17 protein-coding genes are annotated in these 18857 nt (G+C 51.0%); 6 read left to right on the forward strand and 11 right to left on the reverse strand.

All coding sequences use genetic code 11. The annotated features are described in order from the left end of the window. Nucleotides 1-32 precede the first annotated feature (32 nt). The 5 genes from C7B82_RS26530 to gltB form a co-directional block, all read right to left on the reverse strand. Complete coding sequence (locus tag C7B82_RS26530; RefSeq protein WP_106259793.1) at nt 33-383, reverse strand: DUF5615 family PIN-like protein; 351 nt, start codon at nt 381-383, stop codon at nt 33-35. A gap of 11 nt (nt 384-394) precedes the next feature. Beyond that, nucleotides 395-703 (reverse strand): DUF433 domain-containing protein, encoded by a 309-nt coding sequence (locus C7B82_RS26535; RefSeq protein ID WP_106259794.1) that lies wholly within the window; start codon nt 701-703, stop codon nt 395-397. A gap of 69 nt (nt 704-772) precedes the next feature. Further along, the gene (locus tag C7B82_RS26540) at nt 773-1021 is read right to left on the reverse strand and encodes a DUF4926 domain-containing protein (protein ID WP_106259796.1); all 249 of its coding nucleotides are present in this window, start codon (nt 1019-1021) and stop codon (nt 773-775) included. Between the two features lie 27 nt (nt 1022-1048). Next, nucleotides 1049-1702, reverse strand: a complete 654-nt coding sequence (locus C7B82_RS26545) for a hypothetical protein (protein WP_146141275.1) — start codon at nt 1700-1702, stop codon at nt 1049-1051. Between the two features lie 129 nt (nt 1703-1831). Then, entirely contained in the window at nt 1832-6421 is a 4590-nt protein-coding gene (gltB, locus tag C7B82_RS26550) for a glutamate synthase large subunit (RefSeq protein ID WP_339375210.1), read from the reverse strand. A gap of 1400 nt (nt 6422-7821) precedes the next feature. Here gltB and C7B82_RS26555 point away from each other — a divergent pair. Then, nucleotides 7822-8433 (forward strand): ATP-binding protein, encoded by a 612-nt coding sequence (locus C7B82_RS26555; RefSeq protein WP_245940106.1) that lies wholly within the window; start codon nt 7822-7824, stop codon nt 8431-8433. 23 nt (nt 8434-8456) lie between these two features. Then, on the forward strand, nt 8457-9248 hold the full coding sequence (locus tag C7B82_RS26560; protein ID WP_106259800.1) for an IS5 family transposase: 792 nt from the start codon (nt 8457-8459) through the stop codon (nt 9246-9248). Nucleotides 9249-9546: 298 nt separating this feature from the next. On the opposite strand, the gene C7B82_RS26565 is transcribed toward C7B82_RS26560, so the two are convergent. From C7B82_RS26565 to hpxO, 4 genes are all read right to left on the reverse strand, one after another. Beyond that, nucleotides 9547-9996: a hypothetical protein gene (locus C7B82_RS26565; RefSeq protein WP_219904709.1), complete on the reverse strand. Its 450-nt coding sequence runs from the start codon at nt 9994-9996 to the stop codon at nt 9547-9549. A gap of 34 nt (nt 9997-10030) precedes the next feature. Further along, entirely contained in the window at nt 10031-10468 is a 438-nt protein-coding gene (locus C7B82_RS26570) for a hypothetical protein (RefSeq protein WP_106259803.1), read from the reverse strand. A 144-nt stretch (nt 10469-10612) separates the two neighbouring features. After that, a complete protein-coding gene (locus C7B82_RS26575) occupies nt 10613-11125 on the reverse strand; it encodes a nucleoside deaminase (protein ID WP_245940107.1) in 513 nt (170 codons plus the stop codon). Nucleotides 11126-11366: 241 nt separating this feature from the next. Beyond that, nucleotides 11367-12530, reverse strand: coding sequence for an FAD-dependent urate hydroxylase HpxO (gene hpxO, locus C7B82_RS26580; RefSeq protein ID WP_106259806.1), 1164 nt, complete (start codon nt 12528-12530; stop codon nt 11367-11369). Nucleotides 12531-12782: 252 nt separating this feature from the next. Here hpxO and C7B82_RS26585 point away from each other — a divergent pair, with 252 nt between their 5' ends. Further along, nucleotides 12783-13037: a hypothetical protein gene (locus C7B82_RS26585; protein ID WP_106259808.1), complete on the forward strand. Its 255-nt coding sequence runs from the start codon at nt 12783-12785 to the stop codon at nt 13035-13037. A gap of 18 nt (nt 13038-13055) precedes the next feature. Here the strand turns inward: C7B82_RS26585 and C7B82_RS26590 are convergent, their stop codons facing one another. Continuing rightward, nucleotides 13056-13724 (reverse strand): antibiotic biosynthesis monooxygenase, encoded by a 669-nt coding sequence (locus C7B82_RS26590; protein WP_106259809.1) that lies wholly within the window; start codon nt 13722-13724, stop codon nt 13056-13058. Nucleotides 13725-13860: 136 nt separating this feature from the next. Between C7B82_RS26590 and C7B82_RS26595 the strand changes: the two genes are divergently transcribed. Beyond that, nucleotides 13861-14346, forward strand: coding sequence for a DUF4112 domain-containing protein (locus C7B82_RS26595; protein ID WP_106259811.1), 486 nt, complete (start codon nt 13861-13863; stop codon nt 14344-14346). Here the strand turns inward: C7B82_RS26595 and C7B82_RS26600 are convergent. Beyond that, nucleotides 14315-14785 (reverse strand): GNAT family N-acetyltransferase, encoded by a 471-nt coding sequence (locus C7B82_RS26600; protein WP_106259813.1) that lies wholly within the window; start codon nt 14783-14785, stop codon nt 14315-14317. The genes C7B82_RS26595 and C7B82_RS26600 overlap by 32 nt on opposite strands. Nucleotides 14786-15017: 232 nt before the next feature. Here C7B82_RS26600 and C7B82_RS26605 point away from each other — a divergent pair, with 232 nt between their 5' ends. Further along, entirely contained in the window at nt 15018-15653 is a 636-nt protein-coding gene (locus tag C7B82_RS26605) for a diheme cytochrome C (protein WP_106259814.1), read from the forward strand. A 237-nt stretch (nt 15654-15890) separates the two neighbouring features. Continuing rightward, nucleotides 15891-18725 (forward strand): preprotein translocase subunit SecA, encoded by a 2835-nt coding sequence (gene secA / locus C7B82_RS26610; RefSeq protein WP_106259945.1) that lies wholly within the window; start codon nt 15891-15893, stop codon nt 18723-18725. The last annotated feature ends 132 nt before the right edge of the window (nt 18726-18857 follow it).

Genomic DNA, 18857 nt, shown 5'->3' on the forward strand with positions numbered 1-18857 from the left:
GTCATCACGAGCCTCTTTAATCAATGTTGTACTTACAAAGGTAGATAAGCAATTCGATTTATCCAATCCTCTGCTTCCGATGTTCGCCATATTTTGATTAAATTGTTGATTGCTTCACTAATTGGAAAGCTCTGTAACACGATAATCACACCTCCACTTGCTTGATTCATCACAAATTCTGCAAAATACTTGGGCATTGTTCTTTGATCATGAGAAACAAGAATCTTACCGTCCTGTGCCGCCAAAGCTAAAACCTCTAAATCACTTAATCCAGACAAGCTTGCTACATTTGAGGTTTGAAAATCAATGGTTGGTTCAAGTCTCAAAATCCCCGTGACGATCGCTTGATTCAGATCCGCATCGGCTTGAAAGCGAATTTTCATAGACTGCTAATCTAAGCGCTATATAACTTTTGATAAAGCAAGGAGTTGTTAGCTCTTGCTTGCTGTCTCAATTGTTCAAAAAGCTGCTCTCCTTCCGCTAAATATGTATCAATGGTTGCACGATTGGCAAGGTAGAAGGCAATCGCTCCGTATACGTCTTCTAACGTGAGTACAGGAAATGATTGAGCAATGCTCTCAGGTGATTGTCCTGATAGAAACGCATAGACGATCGAATCGAGAGAAACCCGCTTACCAACAATGCGATAAGCTCCTTCTCGTTCTTCAACATATTGCTTTGTCGTAACAACTACGGTACTCATATGTTTTCGCCAATCTTATTATTTGCAGAATACTTCAGTGGGGTGAGTAGACTTAGAGTAGCAATGCTACTACACGGCAACCTCATTAGCGAGCCTTACAGTTGGCCGATCGGCATGGGAGGGCGATCGCAAAGAACTTCCAGGCAAGGTGACAACGGCTACGGTGTTTCCCAACATATCAAAAAACTCGACGCTATAGCCTGTCTCTAGTCCTTCAACGTCATGTCGGTCTACAAGCGTTCCAACATCACCAGCGAACAAGCCTTCTTCGGGAAGGTCGCGCAGCAAAATAGTGTCTGTGTAGAGTTCGTAGTCCATAGCATTTCTACTAATTAGCTTCTAATATCAGGATGCTATAGGGAGTAAATTAAAATCCTTATATATCTTGACTAACAACTCCATGCCAAAGGTAACGAGATGTTTGCAATAAACGTAGTTAGGAGCTAATCGCATACATCCTGCTGCGTAGAGGTTGTACTTGATAAGATATTGGTACAAATTTTGATTTATGGGAAGATAAATAGAACCATCTTCATCCAAATCAATCTCTACCATATCTGGCTTTGTTCTATCAGGTTTGGGGATTAAACGACCACCTTCATGAACTAGTCTGTTGCGAACTTGGCGAACAGCTTCAAGCTCCTGCCAATGCTTATCATCAATCTTATAATTTGCTGCTTTGCCTAGAAAATTATATGCTCGCCTAATTCCTTCCTCAAAACGTGTTTTATCCTGGATTGAAACATTTATTGTAAGTTTTAGAGATTTGCATAGACTAATCAATTCATGTTCAATAAATGAATACCAACTAATAACAAAGCCTGAAAAAAGAAAGACCGGGAAATCACTACCTAAGTTGATCATGTCATCTTCGTAAAAATCATAAAAATCAAGCTTTTCTTCTTCAGTCATACTCTCAGCTCTTGCTTTAAGATCTACTTCAAGTTTCTGCTGGCTATCCTTTATCGAAGAATCAATGAGATCAAGATACTCTGACATTCGATCGATCTCAGAGATGATAAAGTGGCATCTTAATTTTTTCCAGGAGTCCATAATCTTTGGCAATATCCTAAGCAGCTAGTCAAGTAATAGAGCTGTCGGGTAGGCAGTGCCTACCCGACAGAAAAATCAACTACCACCAATACGGGCAACGTCTTTGGCGTTGGCTTCAAAGGCGGCGGTGAGGGCATCGTCGCCGCTCAGACCGTCTTCTAGCGCTTGCTTCAGGGCTTGCAGGACGCGTTTGTAGTCTCTGGGCATCACCTTGACGAACTTGGGTAGCATGGCATCCCAGTTGGCGAGTACCGTTGCGGCTTTCTGGCTTTGGGTGTAATCGGCGTGGTGCTGGATGAGTTGGCGTAACTCCTCGATTTCTTCAGGGTCGTCGAGGGTTTCGAGTCCGACCATAGAGGGGTTGCAGCGAGTGGCAAAATCGCCTGCTTCATCCAGAATGTAGGCAACGCCACCGCTCATGCCTGCTGCGAAGTTGCGTCCGGTGGCACCCAGCACCACGACTTTGCCGCCCGTCATGTATTCGCAGCCGTGATCGCCCACGCCTTCCACCACGGTATTCACGCCAGAGTTACGGACACCGAAGCGTTCACCGACCATGCCGCGAATGTACACTTCGCCGCTGGTGGCACCGTAGAGGGCGACGTTTCCAGCGATGATGTTGTCCTCAGCAACAAAGGTCGAGGCAGCAGGCGGATAGAGGATGATCTTGCCGCCGCTGAGTCCTTTGCCGAGGTAATCGTTGGCATCGCCTTCCAGCTCCAGCGTCACACCTTTGGGCACAAACGCGCCGAAGCTCTGCCCTGCACTGCCCTGGAAATGAAGGTGAATCGTGTCTTCGGGGAGTCCATCCCAGTGGCGCTTGGTGATTTCGTTGCCCAGGATAGTGCCCACGACGCGATTGACGTTTTTGATGGGTAAGGTGGCTTTCACTGGTGTACCGTTTTCGATCGCAGGCTTGCACAAATCCAGCAGCACGGTCATATCCAGCGATTTTGCCAACCCGTGGTCTTGGGGAATCTGGCAGTAGAGACCCACATCCGCACCGACTTGTGGCTGATAAAGAATCTTGGACAGGTCGATGCCTTTTGCTTTCCAGTGCTCGATCGCCGCATGAGATTCCAACACATCCGTGCGACCGACCATTTCGGTGAGTGTGCGGAACCCAAGCTGCGCCATCAGTTCCCGCACTTCTTGAGCAATGAACGTCATGAAGTTGACGGCGTGTTCCGGTTCACCCACAAACTTTTCGCGCAACTGTGGGTCTTGAGTCGCAATCCCTGCGGGACAGGTATTCAGATGGCAGACGCGCATCATGATGCAGCCCAGCGTGATGAGCGGCGCGGTGGCAAAGCCAAACTCTTCGGCACCCAGCAGGGCTGCAATGACCACGTCGCGTCCGGTTTTCATTTGTCCATCGGTTTCGACGGCGATGCGCGATCGCAGGTTGTTCAGCACAAGCGTCTGGTGCGTTTCGGCAAGTCCCAGTTCCCAGGGCAATCCGGCGTGCTTGATGGAGGTTTGGGGCGAGGCTCCCGTCCCACCGTCGTAACCCGAGATCAGCACCACATCGGCATGCGCCTTCGCTACGCCTGCCGCGATCGTGCCGACACCCACTTCTGAGACCAGCTTGACGCTGATCCGCGCCTCCCGGTTGGCATTCTTCAGGTCATGGATGAGTTCGGCAAGGTCTTCGATGGAATAAATATCGTGGTGAGGCGGGGGCGAAATCAGTCCCACACCGGGCGTAGAGTGGCGCACCTTTGCAATCCAGGGATAGACTTTTTTGCCCGGAAGCTGTCCGCCTTCTCCTGGCTTTGCACCCTGCGCCATCTTGATCTGGATTTCCCGTGCCTGAGACAGGTACAGACTGGTCACGCCAAAGCGACCAGAGGCCACCTGCTTGATGGCGCTATTCTTCGAGTCGCCCTGGTCATTCGTCCAGGTATAGCGATCGGGGTCTTCGCCCCCTTCCCCGGTATTCGACTTGCCACCAATCCGGTTCATGGCGATCGCCAACGTTTCGTGCGCTTCTTTGGAAATCGAGCCATAGCTCATCGCCCCGGTTTTGAAGCGCTTCATGATGGCGTCGATCGGCTCCACTTCGTCGATTGAGATCGGCTCCCGTGCCTTAAACTCCAGCAATCCGCGCAGAGTGAAGTGCTTCTGGTTCTGCTCATTGACGAGGCTGGCGTATTTTTTGTAGGTGTCGTAGCTGCCCGTGCGGACGGCTTGTTGCAGCGAGTGGATGGTTTGTGGGTTGAACAAATGCGCTTCACCGTCTTTGCGCCACTGGTAGTCACCACCCACATCCAGCGTATGCCCGTTAACCTCGCGATCGGGGAAGGCATGACTGTGCCGTAACATGGCTTCCTTTGCCAGCACCTCCAGATCCATGCCCTCAATGCGCGAAGCTGTACCCGTGAAGTAGCGATCGATGACCGTGTGATTCAGCCCGATAGCCTCAAAAATCTGTGCGCCCCGGTAGCTTTGCAGCGTCGAGATGCCGATTTTAGACGCAATCTTCACCACTCCTTTCGTCGCAGCTTTGATGTAGTTTTTACACGCGGTTTTGTACTCCACACCGACCAGCAAACCCTGCTGGATCATGTCGTCGATCGTCTCAAAAACCATGTAGGGATTGATGGCACCACAGCCATAGCCAATCAGCATGGCATGGTGATGCACTTCGCGCGGTTCGCCCGATTCCAGCACCAGACCGACCCGCGTGCGTGTGCCGTGTCGGATCAGATGATGATGCAACCCAGCGACTGCAAGCAATGCGGGAATGGGAGCTTCGTCAGGACTGATGCCCCGATCGCTCAAAATCAGAATGCTCACTCCATTCTCAATGGCACGATCTGAATCGGCACACAACTGCTCGATCGCCTGTTCCAGCCCCTTCACGCCATCTAACGACTTGAACAGAATCGGTAACGTAATGGACTTGAAGTCACCCTCATGCAACGCTTTCAGCTTCGCCAGTTCTTCATTGCTGAGAATCGGCGTTTTGAGCTTGATGAGGTGACAGCTTTCGGGTTCCGGTGTGAGTAGATTGCGTTCAGCGCCGATCGTCGTTTCGGCAGAAGTGATAATCTCTTCGCGAATGGAGTCGATCGGGGGATTTGTGACCTGGGCAAACAACTGCTGGAAGTAGTCGTACAGCAGCTTGGGACGATCGGACAGCACGGCTAACGGGGTGTCTGCTCCCATCGAACCAACCGCTTCCACGCCATCGCGCGCCATCGGGGTCAGCAACAGGCGGAGATCTTCAAAGGTGTAGCCAAAGGCGGTCTGCCGCTGGATCACGCTCGGTAGGGACGTTTCGGACGTAGCAGGGATCGTTTCCACAGGCGTATCCTGCAATTGCGACAGATCCACGAGATGCTGGTTCAGCCATTCGCGATACGGATGTTCAGAGGCGATCTGGCTCTTAATTTCCTCATCGGCGACGATGCGACCTTCTTTCATATCCACCAGAAACATCCGTCCTGGTTGCAGGCGACCTTTGTGGGCCACCCGTTCTGGTTCGATCGGCAGCACGCCCGCTTCCGATGCCATGATGACCAGATCATCCTTCGTCACGTAGTAGCGCGATGGACGCAGCCCGTTGCGATCGAGCACGGCACCCATCATCGTGCCATCGGTAAAGGCGATCGACGCAGGTCCATCCCACGGTTCCATCAGGCAGGAGTGGTATTCGTAAAACGCTTTCTTCTCATCGCTCATGGATTCGTGTGCCGTCCACGGTTCCGGGATCATCATCATTACGGCATGGGGCAGCGATCGACCCGCCAGCGTCAGCAGTTCCAGCGCGTTGTCAAAAATCAGCGAGTCGCTGCCATCCACATTAATGATCGGCGTAATTTTTTTAATGTCGTCGCCAAACTGCTCAGACTCAAACAGCGATTGCCGTGCGTTCATCCAGTTGATGTTGCCGCGCAGCGTGTTGATTTCGCCGTTGTGGGCAATGTAGCGGTAGGGGTGCGATCGCTCCCAGCTGGGGAAGGTGTTGGTGCTAAAGCGAGAATGCACCAGCGCCAGGGCACTCTCAAACTCAGGATCGCTCAAATCCAGAAAATACTGTCCCACCTGCACGGGCATCAGCATCCCTTTGTAGACGATCGTTCGGCTGGAAATGCTGGATGGGTACCAGTAGGGATCAATTGCAGTTGCCCGAATCGCAGTGTGAGCGCGCTTGCGGATCACATACAGCTTCCGCTCAAATGCCAGATCATCCGCCAGATCAGACGATCGCTGGATAAACACCTGCTCCACAAACGGCTCGCTCGCCTTTGCCGTATTACCCAGCATGGAATCATCGGTGGGTACCTCGCGCCAACCCAATACCTTTTGCCCTTCTTCCGCCACAATCTGAGCAAACAGTTGGCGTCCCTTCTCCCGTTGTGCGCGATCGGGCGACGAATAAATCATGCCCACGCCGTACTGCCCTGCTTCAGGTAGGGTAATGCCCACAGCCGCAGCGGCTTTCGCTAAAAACTTGCGCGGTAGCTGTAGCAAAACACCTGCGCCATCGCCTGTGTTCGTTTCAGCACCCACCGCACCCCGATGCTCCAGGTTTAGGAGAATGGTCAACCCATGCTCCACGATCGCGTGAGACTGTGTGCCCTTCATGTGGACAATGAAACCAACGCCGCACGCGTCATGCTCATAGCGCGGATCGTACAAACCTTGTGGTAATGGCATTTTGTTACTGTTCATTTGGGTGCGTGCTGACTGCCTGAGAAGGGCAAGAGGTGAGCAAGAGCGTCGAAGCCATTAAATTAAAACGTTAACGAACCCTCGGTCAAGTAGGGTTTGCAGGCTAACGTCTTTAGGACTTTGCCGACCAGACTGAATCAAGCTGTTACTTTCATTGTTTAAAGTGCCTAAAGTGCCTTGACCGCCTTCAGCATTCTGATCGCTTTAATCTGATTGTTTCAAACAGTCGTTAAAGCTTCTAACGAGACCGTGCGTCGATCGCCAGCTCTAATAAAATTATCAGATCTGCAACAGCGATAAATTGTGTCACTGCATACCCTCTTGCAGTCCTCAATCATTTGTAATCAGAGCTTAGGAAACCGTTTCTCTCCACGAGACGATGCCGTTTAAGTCTCCAGGTTTCGTCCCAAGAAGCGGGTTGTGCTCAAACCGTATGTCATTCCTAGTCATAAAAAGTCGTGCAAGAAAATTGACCAGAAAAAGATCTTACCTCTAGAGACGAATGCTTGCTGCTCAAAAAGAAGGGTGCCAAGCACTTTTGCAGAGACTAAATCTGCTTTACTCTCTATGCTCTGCTCTCAAAATAAGGAGTAGTGACGTTAAACCTGAATGCAAAATCACATCAGTATTTAAAAGCGCTAGTCCCACGATGCTACAAAGCTTGGAAAACCTGTTTTTTGAACTGATGTTGTTTCTGCACAACGAAATAGAAATCTTTCCCCATTAATTGTGATTATTCTTGACAATGAGTGTTGAAAAGCAACAATTTCCAACTGGCTTTGGCAAAACTACTTTAAGTCTAGTCTCCTATATTTGAATGCTAACGCGTGCTTTTCATCACGTCTCTTTTCATCGCGTCTAATGTTGTCCATCCTCTTGTAATGTACGTCCTTTAGGGTGCGAAATGGAGTAGGGTGCGAAATGGAGACCAACGTGTGGCTTCGTGATGGATGTCTCTACAACTAGCTAAACAGGGTCAATTTTGGGCACGCTAACGCTGGCAATGCTCTACACGATCGCTCCAGCAACCTAACTCAACGAAAGAGTCGTACTGCCGCCAGTTGCGTAGCTAGGCCACCGGTAGCGTTTTCGCGTATCGTAGGCATAAAATTCTGCCTTTAAATGCGTGGATTCGCTGAAGCAATCTGTTGTCGTGCGATCGGTGAGACTCCAAACGGTACCTTCCCTGCACCTAAAGCTCACAAGAAAGCTGATTGCCAAGCCCGTTACTGCTGTTGAAGTTTAATCACTACGGGTCAATTCCCCGCCCCTGGGAGCGCATGAGGCACAGCAGTCCGAATGGGCGCTGTTGAGCGAAGCCGAGCCGCGAAGCGTGTGAGGCGTAGCGAAGTGATACTCCGTCCGCTTGCGGCGGAGACGTTCATTTGAAAACGGTCTTTCAGGAAGACTTAGGCAACGTTTTTGTAGACGAACGTCGCATGCGGCAAGTACTGCTCAACTTGCTCAACAATGCCGTTAAATTTACGCCCCCCGGTGGACAGGTAACGCTGTTAGTCCACCTAGAACAACCAGAGGCTTACAAAGACAGCGATTGCATCCAACCGATACCTTCAGGTGCCTGTAACCTCTGCTTCTCGGTGCTTGATACAGGCATCGGGATTGCTGCTGCCGATCATGCCAAACTTTTTCAGGCGTTTGTTCAGATTGATAGCAGCCTCAACCGTCAATATTCAGGCACGGGCTTGGGTCGGATGTTGGTCAAGCAAATCGTAGAGCTACATGGCAGTAGTGTCATAGTCAACAGCGAGGTGGGAAAAGGAAGTTTTACTGTACGTTTGCCGTATGCGTGCCAGGCGCCAAACGTTATCGCAGCAGCACCGAAGATGATACCTAGTGAGGCATTCTTACTGCCGAACGATCGCGTCTTGATTGTCGAAGATTCTACCGCTGCCGCAGAACAAATTGCCCGCTATCTCAGAGGCTGTTTGGAAAGCCGGATCGACCGTAAAAAACTCACACGGTTAGGCTGTAAGTAGTGAACTCCAACCCCGTGAGAGCGATGGTTAAATTTTACTCAAGCAACCTGACCTACGCCCAATTTGACTTAATCCGACCGCTGCTGCCGCCTGCCAAACCCGGCGGTCGCCCCCGCAGTACCAACCTGTGGGCAGTGCTGAACGCCATTTTTTACGTGGTCACGCAGGGCTGTAAATGGCGAGACATCCCCGGCGACTTTCCGGCTTGGCAAACGGTGTACACCTACTTCCGCAACTGGCGCAAAGACGGCACCTGGCAAGCGATCCATGCGCGCTTACGAGCGTGGACACGAGTCGCAGTCGGACGCCCAGAAAGTCCTTCCGAGGTGATTCTCGATAGTCAAACGGTGCCCACGGTAGCGATGGTGCAGCAGGCAGTGGGGTTTGACCGCTTCAAAGCCACCAAAGGGCGCAAACGTCATACCGTTGTGGATACGCTGGGTTTAGTGATGTCTGTGCTGGTGACCGCGGCGAGCCTGCCGGAACGCGAGGGGGGCAAACGGGTGCTGCAACGCTTGTCTGAACTGGGTGCGAAGGTTTGTCGCCTTTACCTCGTTTGGGTGGATGGCGGCTATAGTGGTCAACCCTTTGTGCAATGGGTAATGGATCGCTTTCGTTGGGTGGTTTACCCAGTGCTGCGCCCCGAACAGACCAAAGGCTTTGTACTTCTGAAAAAGCGTTGGGTCGTGGAACGGACGTTTGGCTGGTGGCAATGGTATCGGCGGCTCAATTGTGATTATGAGGCACTGCCGGAAACTGCGGAAACGATGATTTATCTCGCCATGATTCGGCTTATGGTCAGGCGACTGGCGTAATTTGTTACACCCCTAACCCTTTTCAAACAGCCTCTCAGTGACCTGAGCTTAGAGGCCGTGATTTATCCTCGTGGTGAGGGCGCAGTAGAAGAGGCGTTGTGCCTTCAACCCGCGTTGATCTAAAAAGCGTTGCGGTCACTCGGCACTTATAGGTAAATGTCGCCGACTTAGGAGCTTTCTAGTCAACAAAATACCCGTAGGGGCAGGTTTGATCACAGGATTAACGGCTAGAGGCAAGATTGATCGACTATAAGCAGTTGATCCAAGAATGAGTGCAATAATAGTTTTGCAGGCGTGTCTACTTGATGAGCATTAAGTAATCTGCATAGGCAACGTGAAAAAAACGCTTAATCGTATCGGGAAAATGACCTGGTAACAGATCAATACCGATCGCAGACTTCATTAAGTAGGCTGCCAGGAGAATAAACGCGCTTATGGTCAAATTGGCTCCCAGCAAAATGATGACGATGGCGATCGTATTGCCCATCTTCGTCATGACCTGAGGAACGTAGCGTCGCTTTTTGGCGCGACGATCTTTGCCAATAAACAGCACTATATAGAAGCGTGAAACAAGCAGATCAATGACAAACCGCAGATCAACCAGCTTGGCCGATGGTTTCGGAATCGCCTCGTTCAGAATTTGGTGAAAAGCTTCTAATTGTTCTGGTGTGAGGCTGTTTCGTATCGGTGCAGCAAGCTTTGATAAATAGTAATTGGGAGTGTGCGATGAATAGTCAGGACGGTTCACAATGACTTCCTATAGCTGAATTAAGCCCTAAACGTTATGGCAACAAAACTCTGGTGCCTTGGCCCAGAGTTAAACCAAGATTGGTCACGATCATCAGCAAGCAAAACGTTTTTGCTCTGTTCCAGCTATTTGAGCGGAGAAACTGATGGGTAAATGCCAGTTGAAACGTTAAAACTGTTGCTAAAAGCCAATTCACCACAAGTTCGATGGCCCAATTCTGGGCGGATGTCAGGTCTGTACCAGACCACACAAAGAACATGGCCTCGTGGTGAAAGAGGGTAGTGCACCAGAGCAGACCAAGAACGCAAACCACCGATCCAGCGATCGCTCCAAAACCTGCCCAGGCAAGGTAAAAAACGATCGCTTCGATGCTCACCCAAACGGCAAAGGATGCCTTATAACTGCACAGCACGTAACCTGCCAGCCCACAGCTACAGAACAGCACCAGCAACTGTATGCCGGTTTTTCGCATGAAGCTTGACAACGTGATTATCCTTACGAGCTTGCAACTCTTCCCAGTATTCCCAAATCTGCTGGGTAGAATGAGTTCTTCTCTTCGATTGGTGAGGTTGTGTCGGATGCATTGATGGCGCTGCGCTTAGTGAGGGGCTGTTGGCTAAGAAAACTGCCAGAACTCACGATGCACTTCGATAATTTCAGCTTCTACTGCAGGCAAAGGACCCCAGACTTGAATCGGTTTCTGACCGCGATCGAACACCTCACGACAGGGCAGATGCAACGTTGGGTTTGCCTCATGGTTGCCTGTTAACGCGAGTAACCGAGTTTCAGCGATGCCATACACAAGGCGACCAATATTTGCCCAGTATTGCGTTCCGGCACACATTGCACAGGGCTCAGCCGTCGTATAAAGTGTGCAGCCCCAGAGATAATCTGGCGAGAAATTGAGCCATGCTGTGCGAATCAGCACCGCTTCTGCGTGATTGACCGTATCCACATTGCCTTGCTCCAACAGCACCGTTTCGCGATCGGGTGCCACCAACAGGGCGCCAAACGGATGATGCCCAAACTCACGCGCACGCATGGCAATTTGATTGGCCCGTCGCAAATGCTGAAGCATCTGTTCAGGCGTTGGGTCAGGATTGGGCGGGAGGGAAGGGCGATCGGGCATAGGCGTGAGGAGTAAAAGCAGAGGGCAGGAGGCTAGAGGAGTTCTTAGTTGTTAGTTTTTAATTATTAGAAAAAATTGGAAAAGGCAGAGAGCAGGAGGAGTTGTTGGTTGTTAGAAAGGCTAAAGGCTGACGGTTAAAAGCAAGAAAAGCTGACCGCTGACCGCTGACCGCTGACCGCTGACCGCTGACCGCTGCTAGCCAAACTCAAAACTCAAAACTCAAAACTTTCCCCCTTCCTTCCTACCCTAGCGGTCCACCCAAAATTGTTTTGGCGATACCGTCGATTGTTTCGGTTCCATCGTCGTACTTCAGTTCTTCGTACCACTTTTGGGTCTTTTCAGGGTCTTTGCCATGAATCATGTCAGCGCGTTTACGGGCACGAGTGATGATGTCGGCAACGCGATCCTTCCGTTCTGCTTCGTAGCGCCTGAGGGCATCGGCAACGCTGAGGTTAGTCGTTTTCAGGTAGTTAGTGAGCACGAACGCATCCTCCATCGCCTGACTGCCACCCTGTCCTAAATCGGGAGCGGTGCCATGTGCCGAATCACCCAGCAGGGCAACGCGGCCGCGTACCAGGGTTTCCAGTGGTTCAATATCGTGGATTAAGACACGGTTGGTTTTCTCTGGTTCTAAGCGTTGAATCAGCGCTTGCACGGGTGCTGCCCAACCCGCAAAAAAGTGTTCTAGCTCGGTACGAATCTCACCGGCGTCCTGAGCCTGTTCCTTGGACATTGGGACATCGAAGAAGAAGTAGAAGCGATCGCTCGCGATCGGCATCAGCGAGGCGCGTTTGTGTTCACCCACATAGATAACCCAACTTGTCTTCGGCGCTAGATCGTCTGTGGCAGGTACTAGCCCGTTCCAGTTGACATAGCCCACATAGCGGCGATCGAGGGGATGCCCCACAACGTAGGGACGCAGGCGTGAGTGAGTGCCATCTGCTGCAACCAGTACATCGCCTGTAGCACTGCTACCGTCTTCAAAAAGGGCGGTCACGCTATCGGCGTCTTGCTCGACGCCCACACACTTCGCGCCTAGCTGGACATTTTCTGTCCCAAACGCTTGCAGCAGCATTTGCTGGAGTTCTGTCCGTGCTACGGGATACGGTCGTTGTCCGACCTGTTCAATTAATGGCAAAAGGCTGAAATCATTCAGTGGTTCTCCTGCGCGGCTGTAATAGGCCATGCGATCCATCTGCCCACCAATGCTGGCAATCTCGCTGGCTAGCCCCAGGTGATTCAACACTTTCACGCCATTCGACCAGAGAGAAATAGCGGCTCCTGCAGGACGTAATTCGCTGACGCGATCGTAGATTTTGACGGTATATCCTGCCTGCTGCATAGCGATGCCTGTAGTCAAGCCACCCATCCCAGCACCGATGATAATGACCTTCAGGCTATCCATGACGTACTCCTTTCAATACTTCCAAAAGATGCACAATTATTCGAATAAAACTGAACTCTACGATACAAATCTACCACCTGGATGATGTGCTTCCCGGCTCTCCGTCTTAATCTAAAGCTATTCGTTCGAGCGCTGCTACTCATCCTTTCGTGATCTCAGCCACACATTAACGCAAAGGGTGGCTGAGAGGCGCATCATTAACGACTTCAATCCATATAAAACGACTTCAACCCATATAAATGGGAGCTTTTTATGCAAACTCAATGGGAAACCTATAAAGGGCTGGAGCTAATTCCAGACTCTGCACCGGAACCAAAAGTGAATCACTTTATGCATGGGCTCTTGCTCAGCCATCTTTGGCGATCGCTCATCAATGCCCTGGCGCAAGAGCATTTTTATGAGCAACGACGCGACTATTTTGAGCGGTGCTGGGCGATCGATTATGCCGATCCTTATACAATTAAGCATGCAGACCAACTCAAAAAGCTGTTGACGTTGATGGACTAATACGTCATCTGCAAACAGCTAAACGAGAGAACGAAAAACAGCGACCATCAAGCTGTAGCCAAGAAACACTAGTAACGCACCGATGAGGTTAAGCCTGCCGTCCATCTGCTGCGGTTTTAACCAAAAACTGAGCAGCCATGTCACCGATGGCATAACTACCCATGTCAACAAAGAGCAACTGACTAAATTGCTCACAAACATTTGGTAGGGCAACGCCCATGCGTCCATAAAGCGCAATTTGGCAAACAGTAACGTTTCTACCATCACCGTTGGATAAAGCCCAAATAGCACTGCAAAATTCTGTTTCCAGGCCGGTGGATGAGAGCGTTTACCGTTGGTATCGATGCGTTTAGAGAACCAGGCTTCCAAGCCCGTCAGCCCATTACCCATGTGATAACGATAGGCACCAAAGCGCCGCTTTCCCATGCTGATGAGGCGATGACGCGTATCTGAATCGAGCCATTGACTCAGGTTGGCAGGAGTGTCGAAATGCACAATGATGTACCATTTGTCCTGCGCATCTTTGATCGCTGGGAAGACATCCGTGCGTAAATAGCCTTCAAACTGAGTGACCCCCGATCGAATCTCTGACTGCCATTTCCGAAACTCTGTTTCTTTTTCTCCAGGGATGCCGTCATACTCAATCACAATGCTGCCATCGGGCATCGGCTCAATTTGATCCGTCATAGATAGAAGACAAAAATAAGGGGCAGGAAGCGGTGCAACAGCGGGCTGCAGTAGGTGTTCGCTGAAATGTATGACTGTAGTTTGATGCAGTTTAGAGCAGGATCGGTATTCTGGGGATAGCCGTTATCCCAGAACTATGTCCACCATTCCTAAAAACATCAACAAGCCGTCAGCACTCAAGCGTGTTCGTCTTGTTAGCCATCTGCTCGACAATGCGATTCCGATTCCTGGGACGCGCTTTCGCGTTGGGCTCGACCCGATTCTGGGGCTACTGCCTGGTGCAGGCGATTTTCTTGGGGCAGCCCTTTCTGCTTACATTGTGATCGAGGCGGCTCGGTTTGGCTTGCCACGAGAAACATTGACGCAGATGGTGACGAATTTGGTGCTCGACTCGGTTGGCGGTTCGCTACCTGTGCTAGGGGATGTGTTTGACGCAACCTGGAAAGCGAATAGTCGCAATTTGGCGCTTTTAGAAGCTCATGTGGCGACACCATCACCGAAAAAGGCCGCGAATCGTGGCTTTGTCGTTCTGATCATCCTCTTGTTGGTCGTGCTACTTGTCGGCATTGCTGCGATTGCAACGCTGCTGATTACCTGGCTGCTGAAGACGATATCTGGCTAGCGATCGACTGCGATCGCGGAGCGTCAATCGGCTGATTGTGTAGCACCATCGTTGTACTGGTGTTGCACTCAAAGCCAATGCGTTCGTAAAACGACTGCTGATGTGTGGTCATCAGATAGATCCGCTCAACGCGACTCATTTTGGGATGACTCAACACCGTTTGGACGAGCTTCCGTCCCAAACCTGCGCCCTGATAGTGCGGATGAATCACAACATCCCAAATGGTCGCACGGTAAACACCATCAGAGGTCGCTCTAGCGAAACCGATCAACTGTTCGCCATCCCACGCGGTGATCACAGGCTCACTGTTGGCGATCGCCAGGCTCATATCTTTAAGAGAACGATCGGTCGCCCAAAAAGTAGCCACCTGGAAGAGCGCCTGAAGCTGGATCAAGTCCACACGTCTCTGGTCAGAAAACCGAATATGACGACAATCCATTCCCACATCACTGTAATAACGGTACGAACATAATCTAACTTTACATAACCTAACTTCAAAGACGGCGGCTTTGTCTGTTTAGAGGGAACTCATTGCCAAAATTTCGACTCATGCATCATGAAAGCTTGACCACCGCCAGCTAGAATACAAACAGTAGTTATCAGTTTCTAGTTTTCCGGTTGGATGACAGCCCAGGACTTAACGCTCGTAACTCAAAAATTCTCGTCTTTCTATGCCCCATCCTGCCCGCCAACGTTCTCGTTACCCTCTCCTCCGATTGACCCGCGATCGGTGGCAGACGCTCAGGCGAGGGCGATCGGCGATTGTATTGTTGCTCCTGCTGTTGACCTGGAGCCTTTGTTTAGGATGGGGATTGGCACAGGCAAAAGAACCGCGTGCGTCCCAACCCATCGCGCAACCTCTGCCGGCACCCACCACCGTGCAGCCAACCACCGCGCCACCAGTCACCATTGGCACCGTTGATGTCGTTCCGAAAAGCCTCAAGCTGGGTCAAGATCTGTATCTAGAGAATTGCGCGAGCTGCCATATTGGTGTGCCGCCCCAGGTCATGCCAACCGAAACTTGGCGACAACTGATTCAAGATTCCCAGCATTACGGTGCCCAAATTCAGCCACTCGTTCCACCCAATCTGCAAATTGTCTGGCAGTACATCCGTACGTTCTCGCGACCTCAGGGTGCAGATGAAGACATTCCGTATCGGGTGTACCAAGCACGTTACTTCAAAGCGTTACATCCTAAAGTCAAGCTACCGACACGATTAGGGCTGAGCAGTTGTGTCTCTTGCCATGCTGGCGCTGGCAAATACGATTTCCGCAGCCTCACGGCCGAGTGGCAGAACGCGCCGTAGGGAAGAAAGTATGAAGTCTAAAGGCTAAAGGCTCAATTGACTAATCCTTTAGCCTTTAGCCTTCATCCTGCCCCTTCTAATTGCGGTGATAGGATTAAAGTAGACCGAATTGTGGCTTCAAAGGTTCGTCCTAGCGGTATGTCCTGTCGATTCGAGGGCTTACTAAGCTTTGACCGAAGCATTTTAACGTTTTGTCAAACACACTTTCCAAACATTAGGAACTGGTTTCTTTCTGCCATGCTTAAGACTCTGCTGGGCGATCCCAACGTACGCAAACTCAAGAAGTACCAACCGCTCATTACTGAGGTCGCCCTACTCGAAGCGGAAGTGCAACCTCTGTCTGATCACGAACTACAAGGCAAAACAGCAGAGTTTAGACAGCGCGTTGAAAATGGCGAATCTCTAGACGATCTGCTACCGGAAGCCTTTGCAGTGGTTCGAGAAGCTGCTAAGCGAGTGTTAGGCATGCGCCACTTTGATGTGCAGGTGTTAGGCGGCATTCTGCTGCACGACAACGAAGGCGGCCGTGTGAAAGGGCACCTGGCTGAGATGAAAACTGGGGAAGGTAAAACCCTGGTTTCGACGCTGCCAGCCTATCTGAATGCGATCGCGGGCAAGGGTGTCCACGTGGTTACAGTGAATGACTATCTGGCACGACGCGATGCTGAGTGGATGGGACAGGTACACCGTTTCCTGGGGTTGAGCGTAGGGCTGATTCAGCAGAGCATGACTCCGGCCGATCGCCAGCGCAACTACGCGTGCGACATTACCTACGCTACCAACAGCGAGCTTGGGTTTGACTACCTGCGTGACAACATGGCGACGGCAATGGTCGATGTGGTGCAGCGTCCCTTTAACTATTGCATTATTGACGAAGTGGATTCGGTGCTGATTGATGAAGCCCGCACACCGTTGATCATTTCTGGTCAGGTCGAGCGTCCGAGTGAGAAGTATGTGCGCGCGGCAGAGGTGGCGGCATCGCTCACCCGCAAGGCGAACGAAGATGACCCTGACAATCACTACGAAGTAGATGAAAAGCAGCGGAATGTAATCCTTGCCGATGAAGGATTTATTGCAGCAGAGCAATTTCTGGGCGTGACAGATTTGTTTGACCCGCAAGACCCGTGGGCGCACTATGTTTTCAATGCCATTAAGGCAAAAGAACTGTTCATCAATGATGTGAACTATATCGTTCGCAACGACGAGATCGTGATTGTGGATGAGTTTACTGGCCGCGTGATGCCGGGTCGTCGCTGGAGTGATGGTTTGCACCAGGCGATCGAAGCCAAAGAGCGCGTTGAAATTCAGCCCGAAACGCAAACGCTGGCAACCATTACCTATCAAAACTTTTTCTTACTCTATCCCAAGCTAGCGGGCATGACGGGGACGGCAAAGACCGAAGAAGCGGAATTTGGCAAAATCTATAACCTGGAAGTTGCTACTATTCCGACGAATCGTCCTACTGGCCGACGTGATTTGTCCGATGTGGTTTACAAAACCGAGGACGCGAAGTGGAATGCGATCGCCGAAGAATGCGCTCAAATGCACGAAGTGGGTCGCCCTGTGCTTGTGGGTACCACCAGCGTTGAAAAGTCGGAACTCCTCGCTCGGCTGCTGAATGAGCGCAACATTCCACTCAATCTGCTCAATGCCAAACCAGAGAACGTGGAGCGAGAGTCAGAAATCATCGCCCAAGCGGGACGCAAAGGCGCAGTGACGATCGCCACCAACATGGCTGGTCGTGGTACCGATATTATTCTCGGTGGTAATGCCGACTACATGGCGCGTCTGAAAGTCCGGGAATACTTCATGCCCAGGATTGTGCAACCAGAGGACGAAGATACCTTTGGTGTTGCCGATGTTCCAGCTTTAGCGGCTAGTCGTGGTGGTGGGCAGGGCTTTGTTCCTGGTAAAAAAGTGAAATCCTGGAAAGCCTCGCCCCAAATTTATCCCACGTCTCTATCGAAAGAAACTGAGCGACTGCTGAAGGCAGCGGTAGATGTTGGCGTACAGCAATATGGTGAGCGATCGCTACCCGAACTGGAAGCGGAAGATCGCGTTGCCGTTGCTTCGGAAAAAGCGCCCACCGAAGACCCTGTGGTGCAAAAGCTACGCGAGGTTTACAACCTGATTCGGAAAGAATACGAAGCGTTTACGACCCGTGAACACGATGAAGTGGTTCAACTGGGCGGCTTACACGTCATCGGTACAGAGCGGCACGAATCCCGACGCATCGACAACCAGTTGCGTGGTCGAGCGGGTCGGCAGGGTGACCCTGGCTCTACCAAATTCTTCCTGAGTCTGCAAGATAACCTGCTGCGGATTTTTGGTGGCGATCGCGTAGCGGGCTTGATGAATGCCTTCCGGGTTGAAGAAGATATGCCAATCGAGTCGGGGATGCTGACTCGATCGCTAGAAGGTGCCCAGCGCAAAGTGGAAACCTACTACTACGACATTCGGAAGCAGGTTTTTGAATACGACGAAGTGATGAATAATCAGCGTCGTGCTATCTATGCTGAACGTCGTCGCGTTCTGGAAGGGCAAGACCTGAAAGAGCAAGTCGTCAAATACGCTGAGCGCACGATGGATGACATCGTCGAAGCCAAAGTCAATCCAGACCTGCCCTCAGAAGAGTGGGATCTCAAGAGCCTGGTCAGCAAGGTGCAGGAATTTGTTTACTTGTTGTCTGACCTGGAGCCGGATCATCTCATCGATATGACGATCGGCGAAATTAAAACCTTCTTACATGAGCAAGTTCGCATTGCTTATGACCTCAAAGAAGCCCAAATTGATCAGATTCAACCCGGATTGATGCGACAAGCTGAGCGCTTCTTCATCCTGCAACGGATTGATACGCTTTGGCGTGAACACCTACAGCAGATGGATGCTCTGCGCGAATCGGTAGGTCTACGCGGCTACGGGCAAAAAGATCCGTTGATCGAGTATAAGAGCGAAGGTTACGAAATCTTCCTGGAAATGATGACCGAAATCCGTCGTGATGTGGTTTACTCGTTGTTCCAGTTTCAACCTCAGATGCAGCCCACTGCTGCTGTTGCGTCTGAAACAATCTAGAACTCAGTTAATAGGGTGGAGATCTCGAAGGGCAATCAATCGATCGCCCTTTTACCCAGCTTTCGACCCGATGCCCTAACTTCTGTGGCGAAAGCTATACTTGACAAAGCTAAAGCGTGGTTTGTAGGTTTT

The sequence above is a fragment of the Stenomitos frigidus ULC18 genome, assembly GCF_003003795.1.
Lineage (GTDB): Bacteria > Cyanobacteriota > Cyanobacteriia > Leptolyngbyales > Leptolyngbyaceae > Stenomitos > Stenomitos frigidus_A.